The following is a 19,750-nucleotide window of genomic DNA, read 5'->3' on the forward strand; positions in this document are numbered from 1 at the left end:
TCGTTAGCACAAAAATAGGCTTTTTAATGTATGGTATAGTTTTTATCTATTTCATGGCGGTTAAATGTGATTTGAGTGGTTGCCAATAAAAAAGCTCCAACGCGAAGGTTGGAGCTTATACACTTTTGTGTTTGGGGCTCAAAATTACCTAATGTCTGCGAGCTGCAAAATATGTGATGTGAGTGGTTTTAATGGTTGTGAGATATGTCCTTCACCATTTTTAATTTCAACCTCAAACTGAACATTGGAGTTTAATAAATCCTGATAGACATAATGTCCATCAGCCAGCGTCAATGTAGTAACGACCTCAGTAGGTAGCGTGATTGGCTGTATAGTGCTGTGCGTTGAATCGAAGTTTAATAGGATAAGAGCATGTTCTTTTTGAGTGTATCGAGCATAACCGTAAAGTTTGCTAGCTAAACTGCCGTGCGTTTTATCCTCATCTATTTTTAATGGTTGCATGGCCCCCGTTAAGGCTGGGCAGGTCAGCGCAATGTTCATTAGTTTTTGATAAAACTGACGCAACGCCAATTCATCCGAAGATGATTGCCCTCCATCAAATTCGCCGCCATTCATCCAACGCTGATGGGTTGGAACACCGATATAGTCGAAGATAGAGGTTCGAGTTGGTTGTCCAAAACCGGCATACTCTGCACCAGCTTCTCCAACTTCTTGACCAAAATAGATCATTGTTGGAGCATTGCTAATCGTCGCGGAGAGCACCATGGCAGGCAGAGCAGCCTGGGCATTGGAAGCAAACTCGCTGCAAGGTATACGCTGCTCGTCGTGATTGTCTAAGAAGTGAAGCATGTGGGGTTCTATATCGTTCAGTTCTTCTTGAATTCGAGTGATGTTTTGAGTATTGCCACGCCCCTGAATGATATCTTTCAAAGAGTCGTAAAGGTCCACTTTGTCATAGAGGGCATCCATCTTGCCCAGCTGAATATAATCTCGATATAAATGCGGTTGATACACTTCTGCAACTAAAAAGGCATCTGGATTGACCTTTTTGATTGATGAATTCATATAGCTCCAGAATTCTACGGGCACCATTTCGGCCATATCATATCTAAATCCATCGATACCCTGTGATAGCCAGTAAAGTGCGATGTCACGGAACTTTATCCATGAGTTTGGTACGCGCTTATCTTGCCAAAACTCAAAATGTGCTTGGCATGACTTGTGGCGATAAGTTTGTGGTAGTTCCGGAAAGTCTTTGCTGCCATCAGGACGAACACCATAGTTAACTTTTATGGTTTCGTACCAATCGTCTGCATTTGGTTTGGCGAGTCGAGAGCCATTTCCGGTCCACTTAGCAGGAAGCTCTTGATATGGTTCTCTTAGCAAACGATGCTCTTCACCACCAAGTGGTTGAAGGTGCTGTGGAATATCGGGAAGTTGGAAGGCTTTACCTGGAATATAGTAGAAGTTGTTATCTACCGCGTATTCTACGCTCACGTCATCATCAGCACCAAAATCACGGATTCCAACTGGATTATTTAAACCTTGGTAGTGTCTCGCCACGTGATTGGGCACAATATCGATAATAACCTTCAAGCCTGCTTCATGTGTCCTTTGGATCAAAGACTGAAACTCTTGATTACGTTTGCTAGGGTCATCGGCTAGATCAGGATTAACCGAGTAATAGTCCTTTACTGCGTAGGGAGAGCCAGCTCTACCTTTTACAACAGAAGGGTGATCGTTTGAGATGCCAAACTCAGTGTAGTCTGCGACCAATGCATGATGCGGTATGCCGGTATACCAAACATGGGTCATGCCGAGATCTCGAATTGAGTTTAGCGCGGTTGGGGTGATATCGCTGAATTTACCCACGCCGTTTTCTTCGATAGTACCCCATGGTTTGTTATTTGAGTTTTTATTGCCATAGAGTCTTGTGAAAATTTGATAAAGATGGATTTTAGTTTTGTGGTTCATACTCATCTCACAGTCAAAGTAGAGGTCTGGATATAGAAAAAATCTATTATATGATGAGAGTGTAGAGTAAGGCTGAGACAAAAAACTCATCCTTTTAGGTTTAAAATAGGGGCGTAGATGTGAGTTGTGTGACAAAAGCAGATAATGGTTAACACATTATCTGCATCCGTTGGGGCGATGTGTTGGGCTGTCGGCTTTTATAAACGCTATTTAAGGTACTTAACGTGCGCTTCCATCTCCTCGCCAATCTCTTTGCGCATATTCATCAGTCTGATTGCTGACTCACGTAGTTTGATGTCTTCGTCGGTTTCAGGAATCCATTCAGGAACTGAAGTTGGTTTTCCATCTTCATCGACGGCGACCATGATGACGATGCAGTGTGTGGTGAGACGATTTTTAAGTTCTTTGGGATCGCTTGCTTGCACATCAATGGCGATGTGCATTGAAGAGCGTCCTGTGTAAATGACTTTAGCGCTGACTTCCACAAGGTTACCGACGTGAATCGGTTGAACAAATCGAATTCCGCCAGCATAAGCGGTAATACAGTATTTACCACTCCAAGCTGCCGAACAGGCATAAGCGGCCAAGTCGATCCATTTCATTACCGCACCACCGTGCACTTTCCCGCCAAAGTTTACATCGCCAGGTTCAGCAAGAAAACGAAGGGTGATATCTCTTTTGCCACGACTCATTTGAACATGTCCTTATTGTTATTTGGGCTTCGCTGAGTATGACAAAATTGTTAACAGTAGGCTACAGAGATTGTGCACCCGCTAGAGTTTATTGTTTATCTATGGTCAGGTTTTGCTCCACGGTATCAGTTGTCGATTTACGACGTCTCACTTTCACTTGAGATAGAATTACCCCAGATATCACCATTAACCCACCAATGACGTGGAATTGAGTGATAGTTTCGCCTAATAGGGCTGCAGCGAGTGCAACCGCAATGACAGGTAGCAAATTCATAAACATTGCGCTGTTGTCTGCTCCAATTAAGTCAATCGCTTTAACCCAGCATAGTGGTGCAATCAGCGAGGCCAATAAACCTGCGTAGGCGATTAGTGGCAGAGATGCTGACGTTGGCATAATTGTCTCGCTAGTAAGCAAGAGAGGAAATAGCATTATGACGGCAAACACACCTTGTGTATAAATTAGCATCCAGCTAGACAACTGCATTTTCCATCGTTTCAACAGTACGCAGTATGTAGCGTAAACAAAAGCGGCGAGAACCATCAACAAGTCGCCCTGAGCTACGGTTTGATGCATGAAGAAAGCAACGTCGCCTTGACCTAGCATGAAGGCAAGCCCTGCTAAAGAAATCACGCCGCCAGCAATACTGAGCATGGAGATTTTTTTACCAAGTAAAGGGACTGACATGAACACACTGATAAGCGGCACTAAAGAGGTGATCAGCGCCATGTTGGAAGCAGAGGTTGTCAACGCTGCGTAGTAGCCTAACGATTGGTTAAGCACCATTCCAAGTAACGCAAGAAAAGCGAGTTTGCCACTGTTGCGACGAATTTCAGGCCAATAGCGTTTTAACTTTGGTAAGCAAAACGGTGTCATGACTAACATAGCGAGAGCCCAGCGATAAAAACTCATCGCGCTTGGTTCGATAGTCGACGCGGCGATCTTATTAACAATGGCATTCCCACCCCAGATGAGTACGGTTAGGAAAGGTAGTAAGTAAACCATTGTGAGCCTCGTCGCGTTTTGTGAATTGATGTATAGTGTGACAGGTCGTTATAATTATAAATATCTCCATTCAGACATTAGGCGCGATAGGAAGACAAGTTGAAAAAAAAGTCACGTAACCTCCATCCCTCTCTTTCTATTGATAAAATGCCGTCGGACGTTTTCATGAACTTCGACGCGTTTCTTTCCAATACTGAGACGAGAGTACATTGCCACCCTTGGGGGCAGATTCAGTTGATTAGCGGTGGCATATTGGAAATGGAGGCGCAAGATACGCGCTTTCTCGCGCCGCCCCATCTTGCCATTTGGGTACCAGCCGGAGTGATGCATTGCAGTTACAACCGCAAACCATTGGAGTACTGCTCTCTTAATATTGCTCATGAGCTGACGTCGACCTTCCCGGAAAAGACCAGCCTAATTAAAGTGACGCCGATTGTTTCGTCGATTATTGAGGATTTTCGCCATCGAAGTATAAATGTGGCCGAGTCCGAAAAAGACAAACGATTAGTACAGGTGCTTTTAGATCAGCTAAGTGACCAACAAGAACAACATCACTTTTTGCCCTCTAGTAATAACAAATATTTAGCACCGATATTGGCGGCGATTGAGGAAGAGCCTACTAACGATATTAGCTTGAATGAATGGGCGAGTAGGGTACATACAACTGAGAGAACTCTCGCTCGTTATTGTCAAAGCGAACTCGGAATGAGTTTTACAGAATGGCGTTTGCGAGTTCGTTATTTGTATTCAATGGATTTACTACGAGGAGGGCACTCTGTTAAGGAAGTGGCTTTCACACTCGGTTACAACCAAGCAAGCCCTTTTATTGCGATGTTCAAGAAATACTCAGGTCAAACACCAGAACAATACAAAAACAAGTTATTGCAAAGTTGATTGAAGATTGTGGTGAAGTAGAACTAAAAAAGGAGTATGTAACACACTCCTTTTTCTAAATTACTTGTACTAGCTGCGATTAGTGACGGAATCTCGCGTGACAAGGCGACCAGTGATAAGCGGTTTTGGAGTCATTGGTTTATCATCTAAAATGGCGTCCAATTGCTCCATGGCAAAATCAACGATTTGCTGTGATGGGTAGCTAATGCAGGTCAGAGGCGGATTTAGTTGACTCGCCAGTTGAGAGTCTTCTAACGAGACGATGGATACCTCTTGTGGCGTTGCCAAGTTAAAATCTCTAAATAGGTTCATTGCTACTGCAGCTTGGCTATCGCGCATTACAACCAATGCAGTAAATGGATGATAGCTATTAAGTAATGACATGATAGCTTGCTCGCTGTTGCCATTAGCGGTCACAATCAGTTGACGATTAACTGGCATTGCAGAGTTTTGCAGTGACGTCTTATAACCCTCTATGACCTGATTTGAGGCGTAACTTTCATCGTCTACGACAATGGCGATGCTTGAATGGCCTTTACTAGATAGGAAACGACAAGCGCTTTCTGAAGCAAATTTATAATCATAGCCAATAGAGTGAGACGGATCAGCCAAACTGTCTATGGCAATAATGTTGTCGTTCTTTAACTCTTCGACCGTTCCCCCCAGAGAGATAATTGCATCACAATGCCTTTGGTTTAGATCTTCGACGATACGCACTTGTTCAGCAGGCGTTTCGGCAAACTGTACAAGCATGTGTTTACCTTTGGCTTTCAGCGATTTCGCCAATAACGGGAGGTAGGTAGACACTTGGCCAGCATCCGTTGAAGAAAGAATAACACCGATGTAATCAGAGCGCTGATTGGCCAGTGTTTGCGCTGCAGCATTTGGGCGGTAGTTCAGCTCTTCTGCGGCACGCAGAACGGCTTCACGACTCTCGGGCTTAACACCGCGACTACCACTCATCACGCGCGAAACCGTGGCTTTCGACACGTTTGCTAGCAAAGATACGTCTGTGATAGTAGCCATGAAAACAACCTTATTTCATTTGCAGGGTTTCTGAAGTTGGGAAACCGTTTCCCAAAATTTCCAATATTGTACTCTTTTACTGGTACGTAGCTCAAGCTTGATGAAGGTAGAAGTGTATTATAAAACCGAGGAAAACAAGTAAAAGCAGTAAGTTGTTGAAAAAAGCAGCTCCCAAAAGGGTAGGAGCACATGAGAGCTGCTACGACCAATTTTAAAAGATGCTCCTATACAACACCTTCCCTCTGACTCGTTCCCTGCATGGTCGACAACTATGAAAAAAGTAAAATGAGTTTACTTGCTTATTTCGCGGTGCGCTTGTGTAGTTCGATCATTTCAGCGACGAGTTCTTTTGCTAGCATAGATGTCATTAAGTGGTCTTGTGCATGAACCATCACCAAAGTCATCTTCATTTTTCCCGTACCTTCATCCGCTTCGATAAGCTGTGTTTGAACAAGGTGTGCTTGGTTTGCAAATTCTTGTGCTTCTTTCATCAGGCCTTCTGCTTCTTCAAACTCGCCGTTTTTAGCATGACGAAGTGCTTCGTAACATAGGCTGCGCGATTGACCAGCGTTGATGATGATGCCCATTACTTGTTCTTCTAAATCCATTGGTTCCATTTTGTACCTCTTAATTCTTAATGGTTCTATCTCAAAGATAGGTGTCGCCCCATGCTTATCCCCAACTAAGACTGAGGGGCGACATTTAATTTATGTAATTTGGGGTTTAAGCCGTTACAGGTTGACCTGCAGCTTCTTGTTGTTTTTTCTCTTCCGCAGCTTCTTGCTCAAGAAGTTGCTTTTCGTATGCTTTCAGGAATGGCAGGTACATCATTGCTGACATAGCCATACAGATGAAGCACATGATGACAGGACTGAATGCCCAGTTAGCTGCCCATGAAGCACCGATAGGACCTGGAGTTGTCCAAGGTGTTAGAGAAACAACGCGCTCAACTAATCCCCAATCAAGAGCGAACCAACCTAATGTTGCGTTAACCATAGGAACCAAAATGAATGGTAGGAAGAACACTGGATTCATGATGATCGGTGCACCGAATAGGATAGGTTCGTTAATGTTGAACATACCTGGAACTGCACCCATTTTACCGATAGTACGAAGGTGAACGGCTTTACTACGTAGTAGTAGGAAAGCAAGTGGAAGGGTAGAGCCTACACCGCCAATTAGTAGGTAGTGATCCCAGAAACCTTGAACAAAGATATGTGGGATAGCTTCACCAGCTGCCATTGCTGCTTGGTTTACTGAAAGGTTAGCCATCCAGAATGGGTTCATAATACCAGTAACGATTAGCGCGCCGTGGATGCCTGCAAACCAAAGGATTTGACACACTAGTACTGCAAGAAGTACGGCTGGTAGCGTATCTGAAGCTGATACTAGAGGCTGTACTAATGCCATGATTGCTTCAGGAATGATCATGCCGGTTTGTGCTTCAATGAAAAGATTCAATGGGTGCAGGGTCATGATGATGGCTAACACTGGGATTAGGATTTCGAATGAACGAGCAACACCTGTAGGTACTTCTGGTGGAAGTTTAATAGTGATGTTGTTGCGTTTTAGGTAAGCATATACTTCCGTTGAGTACAGTGCTGTGATAATCGCGGTAAAGATACCTTGGCCTGAGAAGTACTGCATAGAAAGCATGCCGTCTTGCACTGGCGCAGCCACTAAAAGGAAGCTCATCAATGAAAGTAGGCCCGTTGTAACAGGATCTAGATCGTGATGACGTGCCAAGCTTGATGCGATGCCCACAGATATGAATATCGTCATTATGCCCATACTTAGGTTGAATGGCAGCATGAGTTGTTCACGGTAAGTATCAGAAAAATCTAGCCATGCTCGTGCGAATCCCCAAGTTGTTTCCGCTGAAAACGGAGGGAATATAAACACCAACATGAATGAACCAACAATCATAAAAGGTAGTGCCGCGATAAAACCGTCGCGGATAGAAGTGATGTATTTTTGTTGGCCAATTTTACCAGCAATAGGAGTCACCTTTTGCTCGATAACGTTGACCATTTTGTCGTACATAGCGCCCATGTCGTAGATCTCGTTTGGATATTAAAGAATAAGAAAGCTCGGTGTCGAAATGTGACTACAGGGGGGACACCGAGCCAGAAAACTAGCCGATTAGTTCTAGAGCAAAATCAAGAACTTTGTCGCCCTTCTGCATGCCGTAATCCATCATGTTGATTGGCTCAACTTTGATGCCGTGCGCATCCGCTTTCTTTTGGAAATCTGCTTGCATGTATTTAACTTGAGGGCCAAGTAGAACTACTTCGTAGTTGCCAACTTGCACATCAAATTCGCTTGCGCCGAACGCCTTAATTTCAGCAGCGATACCACGTTCTTGAGCTGAGGCTTCCATCTTTTTAACTAGAAGAGAAGTAGACATACCGGCAGAGCAGCAAAGCATAATTTTTTTCATTTTTCGTTCTCCAGAATCTTGAATTCCTTTTTACTATGCCGTTCTGGAAATCATTTGGAAACCGGTTTCCAAATGATTTCCAGTTAAGTGTGAAAACGATCACTAGAAAATCTCTGTAAGGTGGATTTTTCGTGACTCAGTTAACGAACTGTCGGTGGTCTGGAAACAACATGTGAAACAAAACTATGCTGACCTTAAAACGTTATGAACATCTGAAATAGCGGGGAGGGTTAGAGCTGTTTTTGAATGTATTTACGGCGACCATGAGTCGAAAAGTGTGCTGAAGTCATCAGATTTGGATGCGAAGTTTCCGCACTATTGAGTATTAGGTTATTCTTGCCCGGATCTCGACACTCGGTAACTAAGATGAACCACTCTGTAATGAGACTGTTTGCCAATCAGGTAGAGCAGTTCATGAACCCCATTGCTAAATTGCTTATGCGTAGTCAGCATTTGATGGCAATGCGTGATGGTTTCCAGTTGGCGATGCCGTTTATTTTTGTCGGATGCATGTTTGTCCCGATTATTTTCCCTCCGTTTGCCAACCCAGAGTCATGGATGTCAGTCGCTTGGCTGAACATGTCTTACACCTTAAGACCTATTCTATTGCCTACCTATCAATTAACTCTTGGAGTTGTAGGGCTCATTGTGTCGTTTGGTGTCTCAGCAAGTTTGGCAAAAAGTTATCAACTACCTGAACGACTCTCGGGATTGACGGGTTGTATGGCCTTTCTGATGTTGGCTGGTTTCTATCTGAATGGACAGGAGGACGTCAGATATCTCGGCGGGTCTGGGTTATTTACTGCGCTAATCGCGAGTATTTACTCTATTGAAGTGGTCAGGTTGTTTATTCGAAAAGGGTGGTATATCAAGATGCCTGAAGATGTGCCCATCCTTACGATTCAAAGCTTCAAACTGATGATCCCAATATTCGTGGTGCTAAGCACCATTTCAACCTTTAACGTTGCGTTGGAAGCTCAGTTTGGTGTGCATTTCCCTCAGTTGATTGAAGAGCTTTTTAGGCCCTTAGTGCTTGCGTCAGACAGTTTAGTGGCTGTACTGGTATCAATTTTAATTTGTCAGTTGCTGTGGTTTATGGGCATCCATGGAGCATTAATCATAACCGGGATTATGAATCCATTTTGGATGTCGAATCTCCTCGAAAATCAAACGGCATTAGAAGCTGGTGAGGCGGTGCTACCACATATTTATCTGCCTGCTTTTTGGGACTTTTTCTTGTTAGTGGGCGGCGTTGGTTCAACCTTGCCATTGGTTTATTTGGCGATTAAGAGTCGGTCAAATCAATTGAAGTCGGTTGGTAAAGTGGGCGCAATTCCAGCGATATTTAATATCAACGAACCGATTCTTTTTGGCTTCCCAATCATTATGAATCCCCTGTTCTTGGTGCCGTTTGTAATGGTGCCTATGATCAATGCCACCTTGGCGTGGTTTCTCACCTCAGCAGAGATATTGGACCGAGTGGTATTGATGATTCCTTGGTCAGTACCGGCGCCAATAGGAGCAGCGTGGGCAGCCAATGGTAGCGTGGTGAATGCTCTTATGGTCGGCTTCGCTATGCTTAACTCGTATTTTATCTATCTACCATTTTTCAAGGCACATGAAAAAATCTTGGTAGAGCAAGAAGCGGAGCGCGCTGAAAGAATGCAGCGCCGCAGAGAAGTACAATAGTTCTAATGTTAAGTTCTTTCAGCGACTAGATTGACCCGTCTACTGGTATAGGGTTTAGGCTTCGTGCTCTTATTAGTAAGAGGGCGCTCATGTCTATAAATTTTCCCACACAATCATTCTGGTACAAGGTCACAACTCAATGGTCTCCGACGACGAAAGGAATCGCATTGGCGTTAGTGTCTACAGCACTTTTTACTGTTGTTGGCGTTATCGTTCGCCTACTCAGTGACTCGATAGGCGTGTTTCAAATTTTACTGTTTCGCCAGTTAGTGTTTTTGACATTGCTTATGCCAGCTATTGTTATTAACTTTGCCAGTTTAAGGCAACCAACCCATTTGAAACTGCATACTTTTCGAATTCTAGGTGCGTTTACTGCTCTCTCTATTGGCTTTGTCGTGGTGAGCACAATCCCGCTAGCGAATGCGACTGCACTTGGTTTCACACAAGTATTGTTTGTTGCCTTACTAGCGAGGCTATTTCTACGTGAAACGCTTTCTATGAGCCGCATATTGACGCTGATATTAGGATTTTCCGGAGTCATGTTGATCGTACAACCTAGTTTTGATGATACGTCGCTGGGTTATATAGTTTTAGGTTTAGTGGCGTCGATGGGAGCGGCGACTGCGGCGATATGTGTTCGACGGATTGCGCAACTTGAATCTAAACTCGCTCTTTTGGCATACCAAGCGTTATTCGTAGGTATTTTGGCGTTGGTTCCATCCACTTTCGATTGGGTATGGCCAAGTTGGAATGAGTTACTGCTTTTGGTTAGTGTCGGTGTTATTTCATCAATCGCTCAATGGTTTGGCGTGAGCGCTTATAAATATGGAGCAGCAAACGTGGTTTCCAATGTCGAATACGTGAAAATTATTTACGCTATGGGTATTGGTTATCTACTATTTTCAGAAACACCAAACCAACTAGCGATAATCGGTGTTGTTCTGCTCTTTCTGAGCGTATGTGTTCCAAAATTATTCACAAACAGGAATAAGTAAAAATGTTAACCGTTACTCAGCTAGCGCGAGAATGTAAGATATCGAGAACTACTATCCTCTACTACGAACGCGCAGGTCTTTTATTTCCTGCTCATCGTGCAGGCAATGGGTACCGCTGGTATGGAGAGAAACAGGTCTCAAGGCTTAAGAGTATCCTCGCATATCGCTCTTTCGGGCTACCAATTCAAGAAATAAGTTCTTTGCTCGATAGGCAAGGAGATCAAATACAAGAGCAGACCTTGAGAGACCAGTTCAATGCACTGGAAAGAGAAATAGAGGCATTGCGAAGCCAACAGAAAGCGATTCTCACTGCGTTAGAAGAGCCTAATTTGTTGGAGACCAATTCCATGAATAAAACACAGTGGGTTGAGATCATGAAACACTCCGGTTTTAACGAAGAAGATATGGCGAATTGGCATCGACAGTTTGAAAGAATGCAGCCAGATGCGCACCAAGAATTTCTCGAATCTTTGAATATTAGTTGTGATGAGATAGCAGAAATTCGCAAAAATTCTCGGTAGCTGAGAAATCTGAAGACACAATATTGAGTTGAGATAAAGAAACTTATATTTATCGAGTGTTATGATTTCTTGTCTTAATATACTTCCTGTTGATACATATGGTAACCAGACGGACTTGGCAGAACCTTTCTCTGATTTTTCTCTACACCTTGCTCATCGGTTGCGTCTATCAAATGATGACCTTTCGAGAGGAGTTGAGTTGTGATGCTGAACAAGTTGTTGGTCGAATCGACGACCATCTATCTAAGATAGAGTCTGAGTTACGTGCCATACCTATTGCTGAAACCTGCACCTCTGACGTTCAAACTGCGCTGGCTCACCACGTATTTAATAGCACTGGGATACGGGGAATTGTGATTGCCAACACAGTAAATGACGACCCCAATTATTGTAGTAATTTTGGTGCTCACGAACGGCTTATTGATGAAGCATTTTGGGACGCGAGACAAGAAGGGGACGTACTGTTTGCTCGTCTTCATGTAACAGAGTTTCGTCGTGACCTCTCGTTCGCTCTAGCGGTTTATCGTGGTGATCAAATTGTGATTGGTACTATTAACCCTAGGGTCATCCTAGGATGGTGGATTGAGCCTTACAATAATGATGCACGCATTACCATGTCTTTCCCAAAGTCATCCAATGTCTTGCTAGACCGAAATCAAAGTGCTTTTTCCGGAAAAGAGCTGTCTACCTCGCTAGCTTCTGAACGTTATCCGTTTGAGATCAAAGTGACTAAGACTATGGGATTGTTGACCAACAGAATTAAAACCTTCTTCATACGTTTATCAGTACTCGGGTTTATCGTCTTTGGTGCTGTTTTTGCCGTTGATATCTATTCAAGACTACGTAGCGACCAAGATGCCTATGAACACCTATAACTTCCCATGGGCAAAGACAGCTTACGTGTTGGTCCTTGCCTTACTTCTTAGTGGTGGTTTAGCTTATTTACATATCTCAAATGAGATAAAAACAAGCGCTCAGAGCTCGGTACTCAGTGTCGATAAACGCATCGATGAAGTTGTCTCGGTCATCAGACAAGTGCCCTACGATGAATCATGTCCAGACTCACTGATGCACGACTATGCCAACCTAGCTTACGAAAATGAACGAATTCGAGCAGTCGGATATATCCGTGAGTCTGATGATGGTGCTTTTGTATGCAGTATGTTTGGCAAGACTTCGTTGCATCAAAAGTATTGGCGTGGCGAATCAAATACCGATGTATTCATTGGTTGGTCGTTGTTAACCAGTTATTTTCCGGAAACATCGCTGGTTGTTGATATCGATGATGGTGATAAACGGTTCTTTGCTTACGTGAACCCACGACGCTTAGTAGGGTATTGGTTGGAGCCAACACTGCCTTACGCTAACTACGCCTTTAGGTTGGATGGTGACCTCAACTCCACTTACTCTAGGAACCCGGTTGAGCCTGATGTCAATGAGATGAAGTTTGAGGTTAGTTCTTCACGTTATTCATATTCAATAATCGTTTATTCGGCTTATCATACCTTGATAAAACGTATGTTGATCTATTGGTTACGTTCAATTATCGCAGTTGCCATTCTATGGTCTTCAGTTTGGTTGCTAAACCAGTCGTTTCGGGATAACCGAAGCCAAGCCTAGCAACCTTAATTCTAGCGAGAGCGTAAGAAAGGCAATCGCAGATTTTTCCCAAAGACATTGATTAGCGCACCTAAAACAATGAGTGCACCGCCTAAGTAAGTCCATATCGATGGCAGCTCGTTAAACAGAACAAGACCTAGCAATATCGAGAACACTATTTGAATGTAGGAATAAGCGGATGCTTTACCTGCTGCTTGTGTCTGCATTGCCTTAGTCAACCCAAGTTGTCCTATTTGGGTGAAGATCCCTACGAGTATGAGCATAACCGTAAGGTGCATATCGGGTATCACAAAGTTGTCACCGATCAGTAATAGCGATAAAGGGAGTGCAACGAGAGGGAAGTAGAAAATAATAACTGAACTATCTTCAGTTTGGCTTAGTTTTCTCACAATAACATAAGCGATAGAGCTCCCTAATGCGCCAAGTAAGGCCACACCAACACTGAATAAGGGTAAATGCTCGGTACTGTTAGCACCCAATGTAGGACTGACCATGGTGTATAGACCTAACAAACTCAGCAAAATACAAATAAAGGTCGAAAATTGCACACGCTCTTTCAAGAATAAGAAGGCAAGTAGCGCGGTAAAAACAGGGTGAATGTATTGTAATATTGTTGCTTCAGCTAATGGAAGGGTCGTCACGGCATAGTAGACACAAATTAAGGCAAGCGACCCCATGACTCCACGAGCAAACAACAGCTTTTTATTGTTACCCCAGATCGAGATACCTTTCCTTTTCACATCAACATAGCTGAGTATCAATGAGACAAGGGCACGAGCTGCCACAATCTCAAAGACAGGTATTCCATAAGTACTGACGTATTTTACTGACGCCGACATCAAGGCGAAGCCAAGTGCGGAGAGCACCATATAACGAACACCAACGGGTACTAATTGGTCGAAACTTGAATTCATTTGAGACTCTGGCTAAGAAAAATGACACTAACGTTATACATAACATAGTGAGGAGCATTTCACACTACGATTTGATTTTTATATAGAAAATGACCTATGTCTAAACAATTACACTGCTTGTTTTGTTAAGAACTGAGCTATCGATGCTTTCGGTTGTTTGGACAGTCTTTGCATTAAAGCAAAACTAGGATCATTGATCTTGAATCTCTCAGTCAATGAATCAACGAGGAGCAACCATAGTGATGCTGTCACTTCTGCATCGGCTAAAGCACGGTGAAAGACGCCATCATTAGCAATATTATGATAAGCCACTAAGTCGCCGAGTTTGTGGGAGTGAGCTTCCTGATTTAAACGTCTTGAGACTAGAAGAGAACAGGCAAATTCCCCCGTGTAACTTTCGTTGATGAGTTCTAGCTCTGCATCCAGAAATCGCTTATCGAACGAAGCATTGTGAGCAACGAGATTACTGTTTTTTATGAAAGTTGAAAACTCACCCATCACGTCTTTACAGCTTGGCGCGTTAGCCAGCATTGCATTACTGATGCCAGTGTAATTTTCGATGAATCCACTGACACGAAATCCCGGATTCATGAGAGATTGAAACCTATCGACTACGGTGCCGTTTTCTAGCTTAACTGCACCAATTTCAATAGCCCTGTCTCCTTGATTTGGTGAAAGACCAGTGGTCTCAAAGTCGAGTACTACGACAGATTTGGCAGATGAAAGCATCATTATAATCTCGTTATTTGGGTAGGGCGCAAAGTCTAACGTGAAGTGGCAGGAAGGGGAACATTAAACAAGGAGAGTTAAACAAAAAAAGAGGAATCCTAGGATTCCTCTTTTTCAATAAGGTTTAAGTCTTACAGTTTCTTCGAAAGAATACCTGTTAGAGCAATGATACCGATACCCATCAACATGATTGGACCTTTACCACTGTCGAAGCCGCTTGAGATTCCCGCAAACGCAACGATTGCTACTGCTACAGGAATTACGAACTTAACTAGGTTGTACCAAAGACCGAATAGTGGGAATTTCACTTCACCGTCGTTAGTGATTTCTTTCTCAAGTTCTTCGCGGCTTAGTCTCCAACCTGCGAAGATACACACCAACATACCGCCAACAGCTAGGAAGATCTTATCTGTCATTAGGTCGAAGATGTCGAATGCACCAGTGTCAAACAATGTTGGACCAACGCCACCTAGAGATAGAGAAGCAAAGATACATAGTACCGCCATTACTGCAGCTGCAGAGAGTACTGCTGTAGTACGCTTGAAGCCTTTCTCATCGATTAGGTAAGACACAACTACTTCTAGTAGAGATACCGAAGACGTTAGTGCTGCAACAGTTAGACCTACGAAGAATAGTAGTGCGAAGATTAGACCAACACCGCCCATTTCTGCGAATAGCTGAGGTACAACAACGAAGACTAGACCAGGACCAGCTGCTGGCTCCATACCTAGAGCAAACATTGCAGGGAACATTGCGATACCCGCTAGGATTGCAACACCAGTGTCCATTGCCGTAACCATACCTGTAGTTTGAACAAGGTTCTCTTTCTTCTTCAGGTAGCTACCGTATGTAATCATACAGCCCATACCTAAACTTAGAGAGAAGAATGCTTGGCCAAGTGCTGCAAGTACAACACCACTGTCTACTTTAGAGAAGTCAGGGCTAAACAGGAACTCAATACCCGCCATTGCACCTGGTAGAGACAAACCTTTCACTGAAACAATGATGAGAATCAGGAATAGGATTGGCATTAGGATCTTACCTGCTTTTTCGATACCGCCAGAAATACCGCGGCTAACGATGATTACGTTCATTAGCAAGTAGATACCCATCCACATCAATGGTTGAATTGGGTTAGTGATGAAACCACCGAAACTATCGCCGATAGCTTCAGGGTTACTTAGAAGACCAGTAGATACTTTTTGAACGTACGCTAGAGCCCAGCCACCTACAACAGGGTAGAAACCCATAATAAGTAGACCACTTAGTACGCCGATGACACCTACGAAAGTCCAACGACCGTCTGTCGACTTAAACGCACCTACTGCACTACGACCAGTCTTACGACCAACCGCGAACTCAGTTAACATTACGCTAAAGCCAATGAAAATTACGAATGCAAGATAGATAACGATGAATGCACCACCGCCATTTTCACCTGCTGTGTAAGGGAATTTCCAAATATTACCAAGACCAACTGCAGAACCTGCAGCGGCCATTACGAAGCCTAGCTTCGAACCCCAATTGTCGCGGGGTGCTGTGTTTGTATTACTCGTTGCCACGATAACTCCGATAATCTGTTGTGTTTGTCCGTAACTTTGGCGCCGAAAAGTTTGTGTATTTATTTTTATACACTTTCTAAAATTTGTGGAGGCGCTTTATCAGTGACAAGTAAACCAGTTTATGATTGGAGTTGGAAGTCTAAAAAGTGTTTTTTTCTAACTTTTGTCATCAAATTGTTGTCAACTGCTGATTTTTTAAACGTTCGTCATTTTATTTTCTAAATTTTCTTGACTCGATAGCGCTATTTATTGAATTAGAATAATCACTCCATTGCATAAAGTAGGGATTTGTTCTGACGCTAACCATATTTCTAGCACCACTTTAGGAGATCGTAGGATATTATATTGCAGAATTACCTATTAACAATTCGGCAAAAAATCAGGTTGTTTTGACTAAAAATGCAATACAAGTGGCTTACATAACGCATAATTAAGCAAAGTTTTTATGTGGAAATCGTCTTGTCAATAGCGGGGCTTTATAAAGCTTATTGTAGTTAATGTAAATTATAGTTTGCAGTTCATTCGTTGTTTGAACTGGCTAAGTGGAAATTTTATAGATAATTATGTTTAGTTTAGTTGAAAAAATAGGTTATTGCTTCGATTGATGTTGCTGGGCGGTAATATAACCAAGAACTCATTAGGGCGTTGTGGTTGTTGGTGAGTCAATTTTCATCAGGGATAAAAAAAGCTCCGCCAAATTGGCAGAGCTTGGTTGACATCAAAAGACGTTATACTTTGAATCGATTGAGTATGTTCTCTTGTTGGTGAACATTACTAAACTGCTCGGTCATTGCTGTGTTCGCATTGTTAGCCGAATCGGAAACCTGTTCACTAAGATCTTTAATCTTGATGGTGTTGGCATTGATCTCCTCTGCAACTAAGCTTTGCTCTTCAGCAGCCGCAGCAATTTGCATATTCATGTCAGAAATCTGCGCTATAGATTGGCGGATACGTTCCAACGCATCATTTGCACTTTGTGCTCTTTCAACAGCAAGGCTAGCACTCTCTTTACTCTGAGTCATAGCGCTAGAAACAGAATGCGCTCCACTTTGCAGTTGCTCTATCATACTACGAATCTCTGTCGTTGATTCTTGAGTACGTTGTGCAAGCGTGCGAACTTCATCGGCGACAACAGCAAATCCACGACCAGATTCACCAGCACGAGCAGCTTCAATAGCCGCATTGAGTGCTAGTAGATTAGTCTGGTCGGCAATGTCGTTGATGACTTTAAGTATGGTTTCAATGTTATCTGTTGCCGTCTCAAGGCCTTGAACTTCAACTACTGCATCTTCAATACTGTGTGAAAGGTTGGTGATAGCTGATGTTGTGTCTAAAACAACAGCAGAGCCTTCCTGTGTTGCATTGTCTGCTGCTTGAGCGGCACTGGCTGCTCCTTGAGCATTGTTTGCAACTTCAGCGGAGGTACTTGCCATTTCATTCATCGCCGTAGCAAGTTGTTCCAATTCTTGCAACTGGGTATTCATTGCTATTGCCGAGTGCTTTGAGCCTTCAGTTGTTTGTTGAGTCAGGGTAAGAATCTTGGTGGAGATCTCTTTAGATTGAATGATCTGTTGCTGAAGATTTGCAGTAAAGGTGTTAAATCCTTTTGCTAGTTCGGCAAACTCCTCGTCGGTATCTGTATCCAAACGATGGGTCAAATCGCCGTCTCCATTCGCTACGTCTTGAATCGCTGTATTGAGGTCGTTCAATGGGCGCATAAGGAAACGAATGAGTAACGTTAGTGCAATGACACTAACAACTAGACCCGTCAAAATGAAGAAAATTGACTGATTTCGTAGTTCGCCAATTGCAGAGAAAGCGATGTCTTTATCGATAATCGCACCAACATACCAGTGCTCCTCCGGTACTTGAACCAGATTAACCTGATAGTCCTTACCATCAAGTTTTAATTCTTGAACACCCTCAGAGAGTGTAATACCTGGCAAGAACTTGCTGATTGGCTCTCCGTTTAAACTACTGTTTGGGTGCGCGATAGTCATGCCTTTATCTGTGACTACGAATAAATAGCCAGCGTTAAATAAATTGGTTTGGTTTACCAGATCTGCGAGTGTTGTTAGGGTTACATCGAATACTACGCTACCAATGAAACGCCCAGTTTCATCATTAAGTGGTGAACCCAGAGAAATAATGACGTTCTTTGTCGAGGAGTCTACGTAAGGATCGGTAATGATAGTGTTTCCCGACGACTTAGCTTCTTGATACCAAGGACGTGACCTTGAATCATAAGAAGCATCTGGCACCCATCCATCATTACTTACTAGGGAACCGTCGTTTTCGTATCCAACACCAACTGCTTGGAAACTGGATTTAAGTGTCGGTGTTGTTATGACGTTGTTGACATAGTCATTCTCAGTGGGCGCAATTTCTAGTGATTCAGTGACGGCACTCGCTAAATCGCGCTTGGAGTTTAGATCATAATTAATGGTGTTTTTAACACCGGTAATAAGCTCATGAATACTGCCGTCAATATGGCTTTGCAACTCAGAGCGAACGGTAACAAGTTGGGTAATTCCGAGAGTGGAAACGGTCACGAGCAACAAGGCTGCTGAGGCCGAAACGATTTTGTGACTAAATTTCATACTACGTCCTAGATTGGCTTAAACCTATAGCCGATTGGCTAGCCAGTACTGATTTGATAATTATGATTATTTTTAGGGTTAATAAGAACAGTGTCTTGTATAACTTTAAATGTTATCGGTGGCAAGCAGCATTACTTTAGTAGTTATGTCATTAAAAATGACTGGTCGGCGTTCTAATATAGAGAGGGTAAGCAGATTGTTCTGTAATGATTTGAGACATTTATGATACAACGAAGGTACAGTTATGACAGAACGGCTAGTTTTTACCTAGTTTGATAGAAAGTGTCGTATTAATAGGATGGTGATATGAAAACAATAGGCTTATTAGGCGGAATGAGCTGGGAGTCTACAGCTAACTACTATAAGGCAATCAATGAAGGTGTTAAGCGAGAACTAGGTGGTTTCCACTCTGCTAAAGTCGCTTTATATAGTGTCGATTTTGCGGAAATAGAGAGCCTACAACGTCAGGGGGATTGGGACGCTGCGGCTAGATGCTTGAGTGAATCTGCCAAGTGTATCGAAGCGGCGGGTGCCGACTGTTTATTGATATGCACCAACACTATGCATAAAGTTTCGTCAGAAATTGAAAGTGTTATATCCATTCCTCTGTTGCATATTGCTGATGCCACAGCAGAACGTTTGACGTATGACGGGATTACAAAGGTAGGCCTTTTGGGTACAGCATTCACAATGGAACAGAGCTTTTACAAAGGGCGTCTCGAACAGAAATACGATATTGAAGTAGTTGTGCCCAACCAAGAGCAACGAGCGCTGGTTCATGAAGTTATCTACAATGAGTTAGTAAAAGGGGAGGTGCGTGATATCTCGCGTCAAGGTTACTTAACGATCATTGAAGATCTAAGAAACAATGGGGCACAAGCGATTATTCTCGGATGTACCGAAATCGCGATGCTAGTGAAGCAAGAACACACAAATATTCCTTTATACGACACTACGCAGATTCACAGTGAAGCTGCTGTTGATTTTGCTTTAAACAAGTAGGCAGAAATATTAAGAGCACGACAGGACCTAATAAAAGTGAATGGTGTTCCATATATATAATGAGATTTTGATCGTGCTTTAAAATATTTGAGGGGAAAGTCACGAATTTTGCGACTATAAATAACATT

The 19,750-nt window shown here is 43.1% G+C and carries 18 protein-coding genes; 7 read left to right on the forward strand and 11 right to left on the reverse strand.

Annotated elements, in window-relative coordinates:
• Positions 1-144 precede the first annotated feature (144 nt).
• From JKJ11_RS17315 to JKJ11_RS17325, 3 genes are all read right to left on the reverse strand, one after another.
• A complete protein-coding gene (locus JKJ11_RS17315) occupies positions 145-1,935 on the reverse strand; it encodes an alpha-amylase family protein (protein WP_252039622.1) in 1,791 nt (596 codons plus the stop codon).
• Positions 1,936-2,141: 206 nt separating this feature from the next.
• The gene (locus JKJ11_RS17320; protein ID WP_006069023.1) at positions 2,142-2,627 is read right to left on the reverse strand and encodes an acyl-CoA thioesterase; all 486 of its coding nucleotides are present in this window, start codon (positions 2,625-2,627) and stop codon (positions 2,142-2,144) included.
• 88 nt (positions 2,628-2,715) lie between these two features.
• Positions 2,716-3,630 (reverse strand): DMT family transporter, encoded by a 915-nt coding sequence (locus JKJ11_RS17325; protein ID WP_252039623.1) that lies wholly within the window; start codon positions 3,628-3,630, stop codon positions 2,716-2,718.
• 99 nt (positions 3,631-3,729) lie between these two features.
• Here JKJ11_RS17325 and JKJ11_RS17330 point away from each other — a divergent pair, with 99 nt between their 5' ends.
• A complete protein-coding gene (locus JKJ11_RS17330; protein WP_006069021.1) occupies positions 3,730-4,524 on the forward strand; it encodes an AraC family transcriptional regulator in 795 nt (264 codons plus the stop codon).
• 69 nt (positions 4,525-4,593) lie between these two features.
• On the opposite strand, the gene JKJ11_RS17335 is transcribed toward JKJ11_RS17330, so the two are convergent.
• The 4 genes from JKJ11_RS17335 to JKJ11_RS17350 all read right to left on the reverse strand — a co-directional run bounded on the left by JKJ11_RS17335 (position 4,594) and on the right by JKJ11_RS17350 (position 7,990).
• Entirely contained in the window at positions 4,594-5,550 is a 957-nt protein-coding gene (locus JKJ11_RS17335) for a LacI family DNA-binding transcriptional regulator (protein ID WP_006069020.1), read from the reverse strand.
• 299 nt (positions 5,551-5,849) lie between these two features.
• The gene (gene chbA, locus JKJ11_RS17340; protein WP_006069019.1) at positions 5,850-6,167 is read right to left on the reverse strand and encodes a PTS N,N'-diacetylchitobiose transporter subunit IIA; all 318 of its coding nucleotides are present in this window, start codon (positions 6,165-6,167) and stop codon (positions 5,850-5,852) included.
• 106 nt (positions 6,168-6,273) lie between these two features.
• Positions 6,274-7,602, reverse strand: coding sequence for a PTS sugar transporter subunit IIC (locus JKJ11_RS17345; RefSeq protein ID WP_006069018.1), 1,329 nt, complete (start codon positions 7,600-7,602; stop codon positions 6,274-6,276).
• Positions 7,603-7,684: 82 nt separating this feature from the next.
• Positions 7,685-7,990, reverse strand: a complete 306-nt coding sequence (locus tag JKJ11_RS17350; RefSeq protein ID WP_006069017.1) for a PTS sugar transporter subunit IIB — start codon at positions 7,988-7,990, stop codon at positions 7,685-7,687.
• Positions 7,991-8,356: 366 nt separating this feature from the next.
• Here JKJ11_RS17350 and JKJ11_RS17355 point away from each other — a divergent pair, with 366 nt between their 5' ends.
• The 5 genes from JKJ11_RS17355 (at position 8,357) to JKJ11_RS17375 (ending at position 12,815) form a co-directional block, all read left to right on the forward strand.
• On the forward strand, positions 8,357-9,679 hold the full coding sequence (locus JKJ11_RS17355) for a PTS sugar transporter subunit IIC (RefSeq protein ID WP_038221529.1): 1,323 nt from the start codon (positions 8,357-8,359) through the stop codon (positions 9,677-9,679).
• Positions 9,680-9,768: 89 nt separating this feature from the next.
• The gene (locus tag JKJ11_RS17360; RefSeq protein ID WP_252039624.1) at positions 9,769-10,674 is read left to right on the forward strand and encodes a DMT family transporter; all 906 of its coding nucleotides are present in this window, start codon (positions 9,769-9,771) and stop codon (positions 10,672-10,674) included.
• 2 nt (positions 10,675-10,676) lie between these two features.
• Entirely contained in the window at positions 10,677-11,195 is a 519-nt protein-coding gene (locus JKJ11_RS17365; RefSeq protein WP_006069014.1) for a MerR family transcriptional regulator, read from the forward strand.
• Positions 11,196-11,293: 98 nt separating this feature from the next.
• A complete protein-coding gene (locus JKJ11_RS17370; RefSeq protein WP_006069013.1) occupies positions 11,294-12,070 on the forward strand; it encodes a CSS-motif domain-containing protein in 777 nt (258 codons plus the stop codon).
• Positions 12,012-12,815 carry a CSS-motif domain-containing protein gene (locus tag JKJ11_RS17375; RefSeq protein WP_252039625.1) on the forward strand — a complete coding sequence of 268 codons (804 nt, stop codon included), beginning with the start codon at positions 12,012-12,014 and terminating at the stop codon, positions 12,813-12,815. The genes JKJ11_RS17370 and JKJ11_RS17375 overlap by 59 nt, the downstream gene beginning before the upstream one ends.
• Positions 12,816-12,826: 11 nt before the next feature.
• Here JKJ11_RS17375 and JKJ11_RS17380 read toward each other — a convergent pair whose 3' ends face one another.
• From JKJ11_RS17380 to JKJ11_RS17395, 4 genes are all read right to left on the reverse strand, one after another.
• Positions 12,827-13,729: a DMT family transporter gene (locus JKJ11_RS17380; protein ID WP_171389527.1), complete on the reverse strand. Its 903-nt coding sequence runs from the start codon at positions 13,727-13,729 to the stop codon at positions 12,827-12,829.
• Positions 13,730-13,837: 108 nt separating this feature from the next.
• Complete coding sequence (locus tag JKJ11_RS17385; protein ID WP_006070562.1) at positions 13,838-14,461, reverse strand: 3'-5' exonuclease; 624 nt, start codon at positions 14,459-14,461, stop codon at positions 13,838-13,840.
• A 128-nt stretch (positions 14,462-14,589) separates the two neighbouring features.
• Positions 14,590-16,020, reverse strand: coding sequence for a sodium-dependent transporter (locus tag JKJ11_RS17390; protein ID WP_038222077.1), 1,431 nt, complete (start codon positions 16,018-16,020; stop codon positions 14,590-14,592).
• 728 nt (positions 16,021-16,748) lie between these two features.
• Positions 16,749-18,620 carry a methyl-accepting chemotaxis protein gene (locus tag JKJ11_RS17395; RefSeq protein ID WP_006070560.1) on the reverse strand — a complete coding sequence of 624 codons (1,872 nt, stop codon included), beginning with the start codon at positions 18,618-18,620 and terminating at the stop codon, positions 16,749-16,751.
• Between the two features lie 306 nt (positions 18,621-18,926).
• Here JKJ11_RS17395 and JKJ11_RS17400 point away from each other — a divergent pair, with 306 nt between their 5' ends.
• Entirely contained in the window at positions 18,927-19,622 is a 696-nt protein-coding gene (locus JKJ11_RS17400) for an aspartate/glutamate racemase family protein (protein WP_198558758.1), read from the forward strand.
• The last annotated feature ends 128 nt before the right edge of the window (positions 19,623-19,750 follow it).

Source organism: Vibrio sp. SCSIO 43133 (assembly GCF_023716845.1).
Taxonomy (GTDB): domain Bacteria; phylum Pseudomonadota; class Gammaproteobacteria; order Enterobacterales; family Vibrionaceae; genus Vibrio; species Vibrio mediterranei.

Coding starts and splice junctions, on each gene's coding strand:
- JKJ11_RS17400 (WP_198558758.1), top strand. CDS start 18,927: ATGAAAACAATAGGCTTATTAGGCGGAATGAGCTGGGAGTCTACAGCT.
- JKJ11_RS17355 (WP_038221529.1), top strand. CDS start 8,357: ATGAACCACTCTGTAATGAGACTGTTTGCCAATCAGGTAGAGCAGTTC.
- JKJ11_RS17350 (WP_006069017.1), bottom strand. CDS start 7,990: ATGAAAAAAATTATGCTTTGCTGCTCTGCCGGTATGTCTACTTCTCTT.
- JKJ11_RS17370 (WP_006069013.1), top strand. CDS start 11,294: ATGGTAACCAGACGGACTTGGCAGAACCTTTCTCTGATTTTTCTCTAC.
- JKJ11_RS17320 (WP_006069023.1), bottom strand. CDS start 2,627: ATGAGTCGTGGCAAAAGAGATATCACCCTTCGTTTTCTTGCTGAACCT.
- JKJ11_RS17345 (WP_006069018.1), bottom strand. CDS start 7,602: ATGGGCGCTATGTACGACAAAATGGTCAACGTTATCGAGCAAAAGGTG.
- JKJ11_RS17380 (WP_171389527.1), bottom strand. CDS start 13,729: ATGAATTCAAGTTTCGACCAATTAGTACCCGTTGGTGTTCGTTATATG.
- JKJ11_RS17365 (WP_006069014.1), top strand. CDS start 10,677: ATGTTAACCGTTACTCAGCTAGCGCGAGAATGTAAGATATCGAGAACT.
- JKJ11_RS17325 (WP_252039623.1), bottom strand. CDS start 3,630: ATGGTTTACTTACTACCTTTCCTAACCGTACTCATCTGGGGTGGGAAT.
- JKJ11_RS17315 (WP_252039622.1), bottom strand. CDS start 1,935: ATGAACCACAAAACTAAAATCCATCTTTATCAAATTTTCACAAGACTC.
- JKJ11_RS17395 (WP_006070560.1), bottom strand. CDS start 18,620: ATGAAATTTAGTCACAAAATCGTTTCGGCCTCAGCAGCCTTGTTGCTC.
- chbA (WP_006069019.1), bottom strand. CDS start 6,167: ATGGAACCAATGGATTTAGAAGAACAAGTAATGGGCATCATCATCAAC.
- JKJ11_RS17385 (WP_006070562.1), bottom strand. CDS start 14,461: ATGATGCTTTCATCTGCCAAATCTGTCGTAGTACTCGACTTTGAGACC.
- JKJ11_RS17335 (WP_006069020.1), bottom strand. CDS start 5,550: ATGGCTACTATCACAGACGTATCTTTGCTAGCAAACGTGTCGAAAGCC.
- JKJ11_RS17360 (WP_252039624.1), top strand. CDS start 9,769: ATGTCTATAAATTTTCCCACACAATCATTCTGGTACAAGGTCACAACT.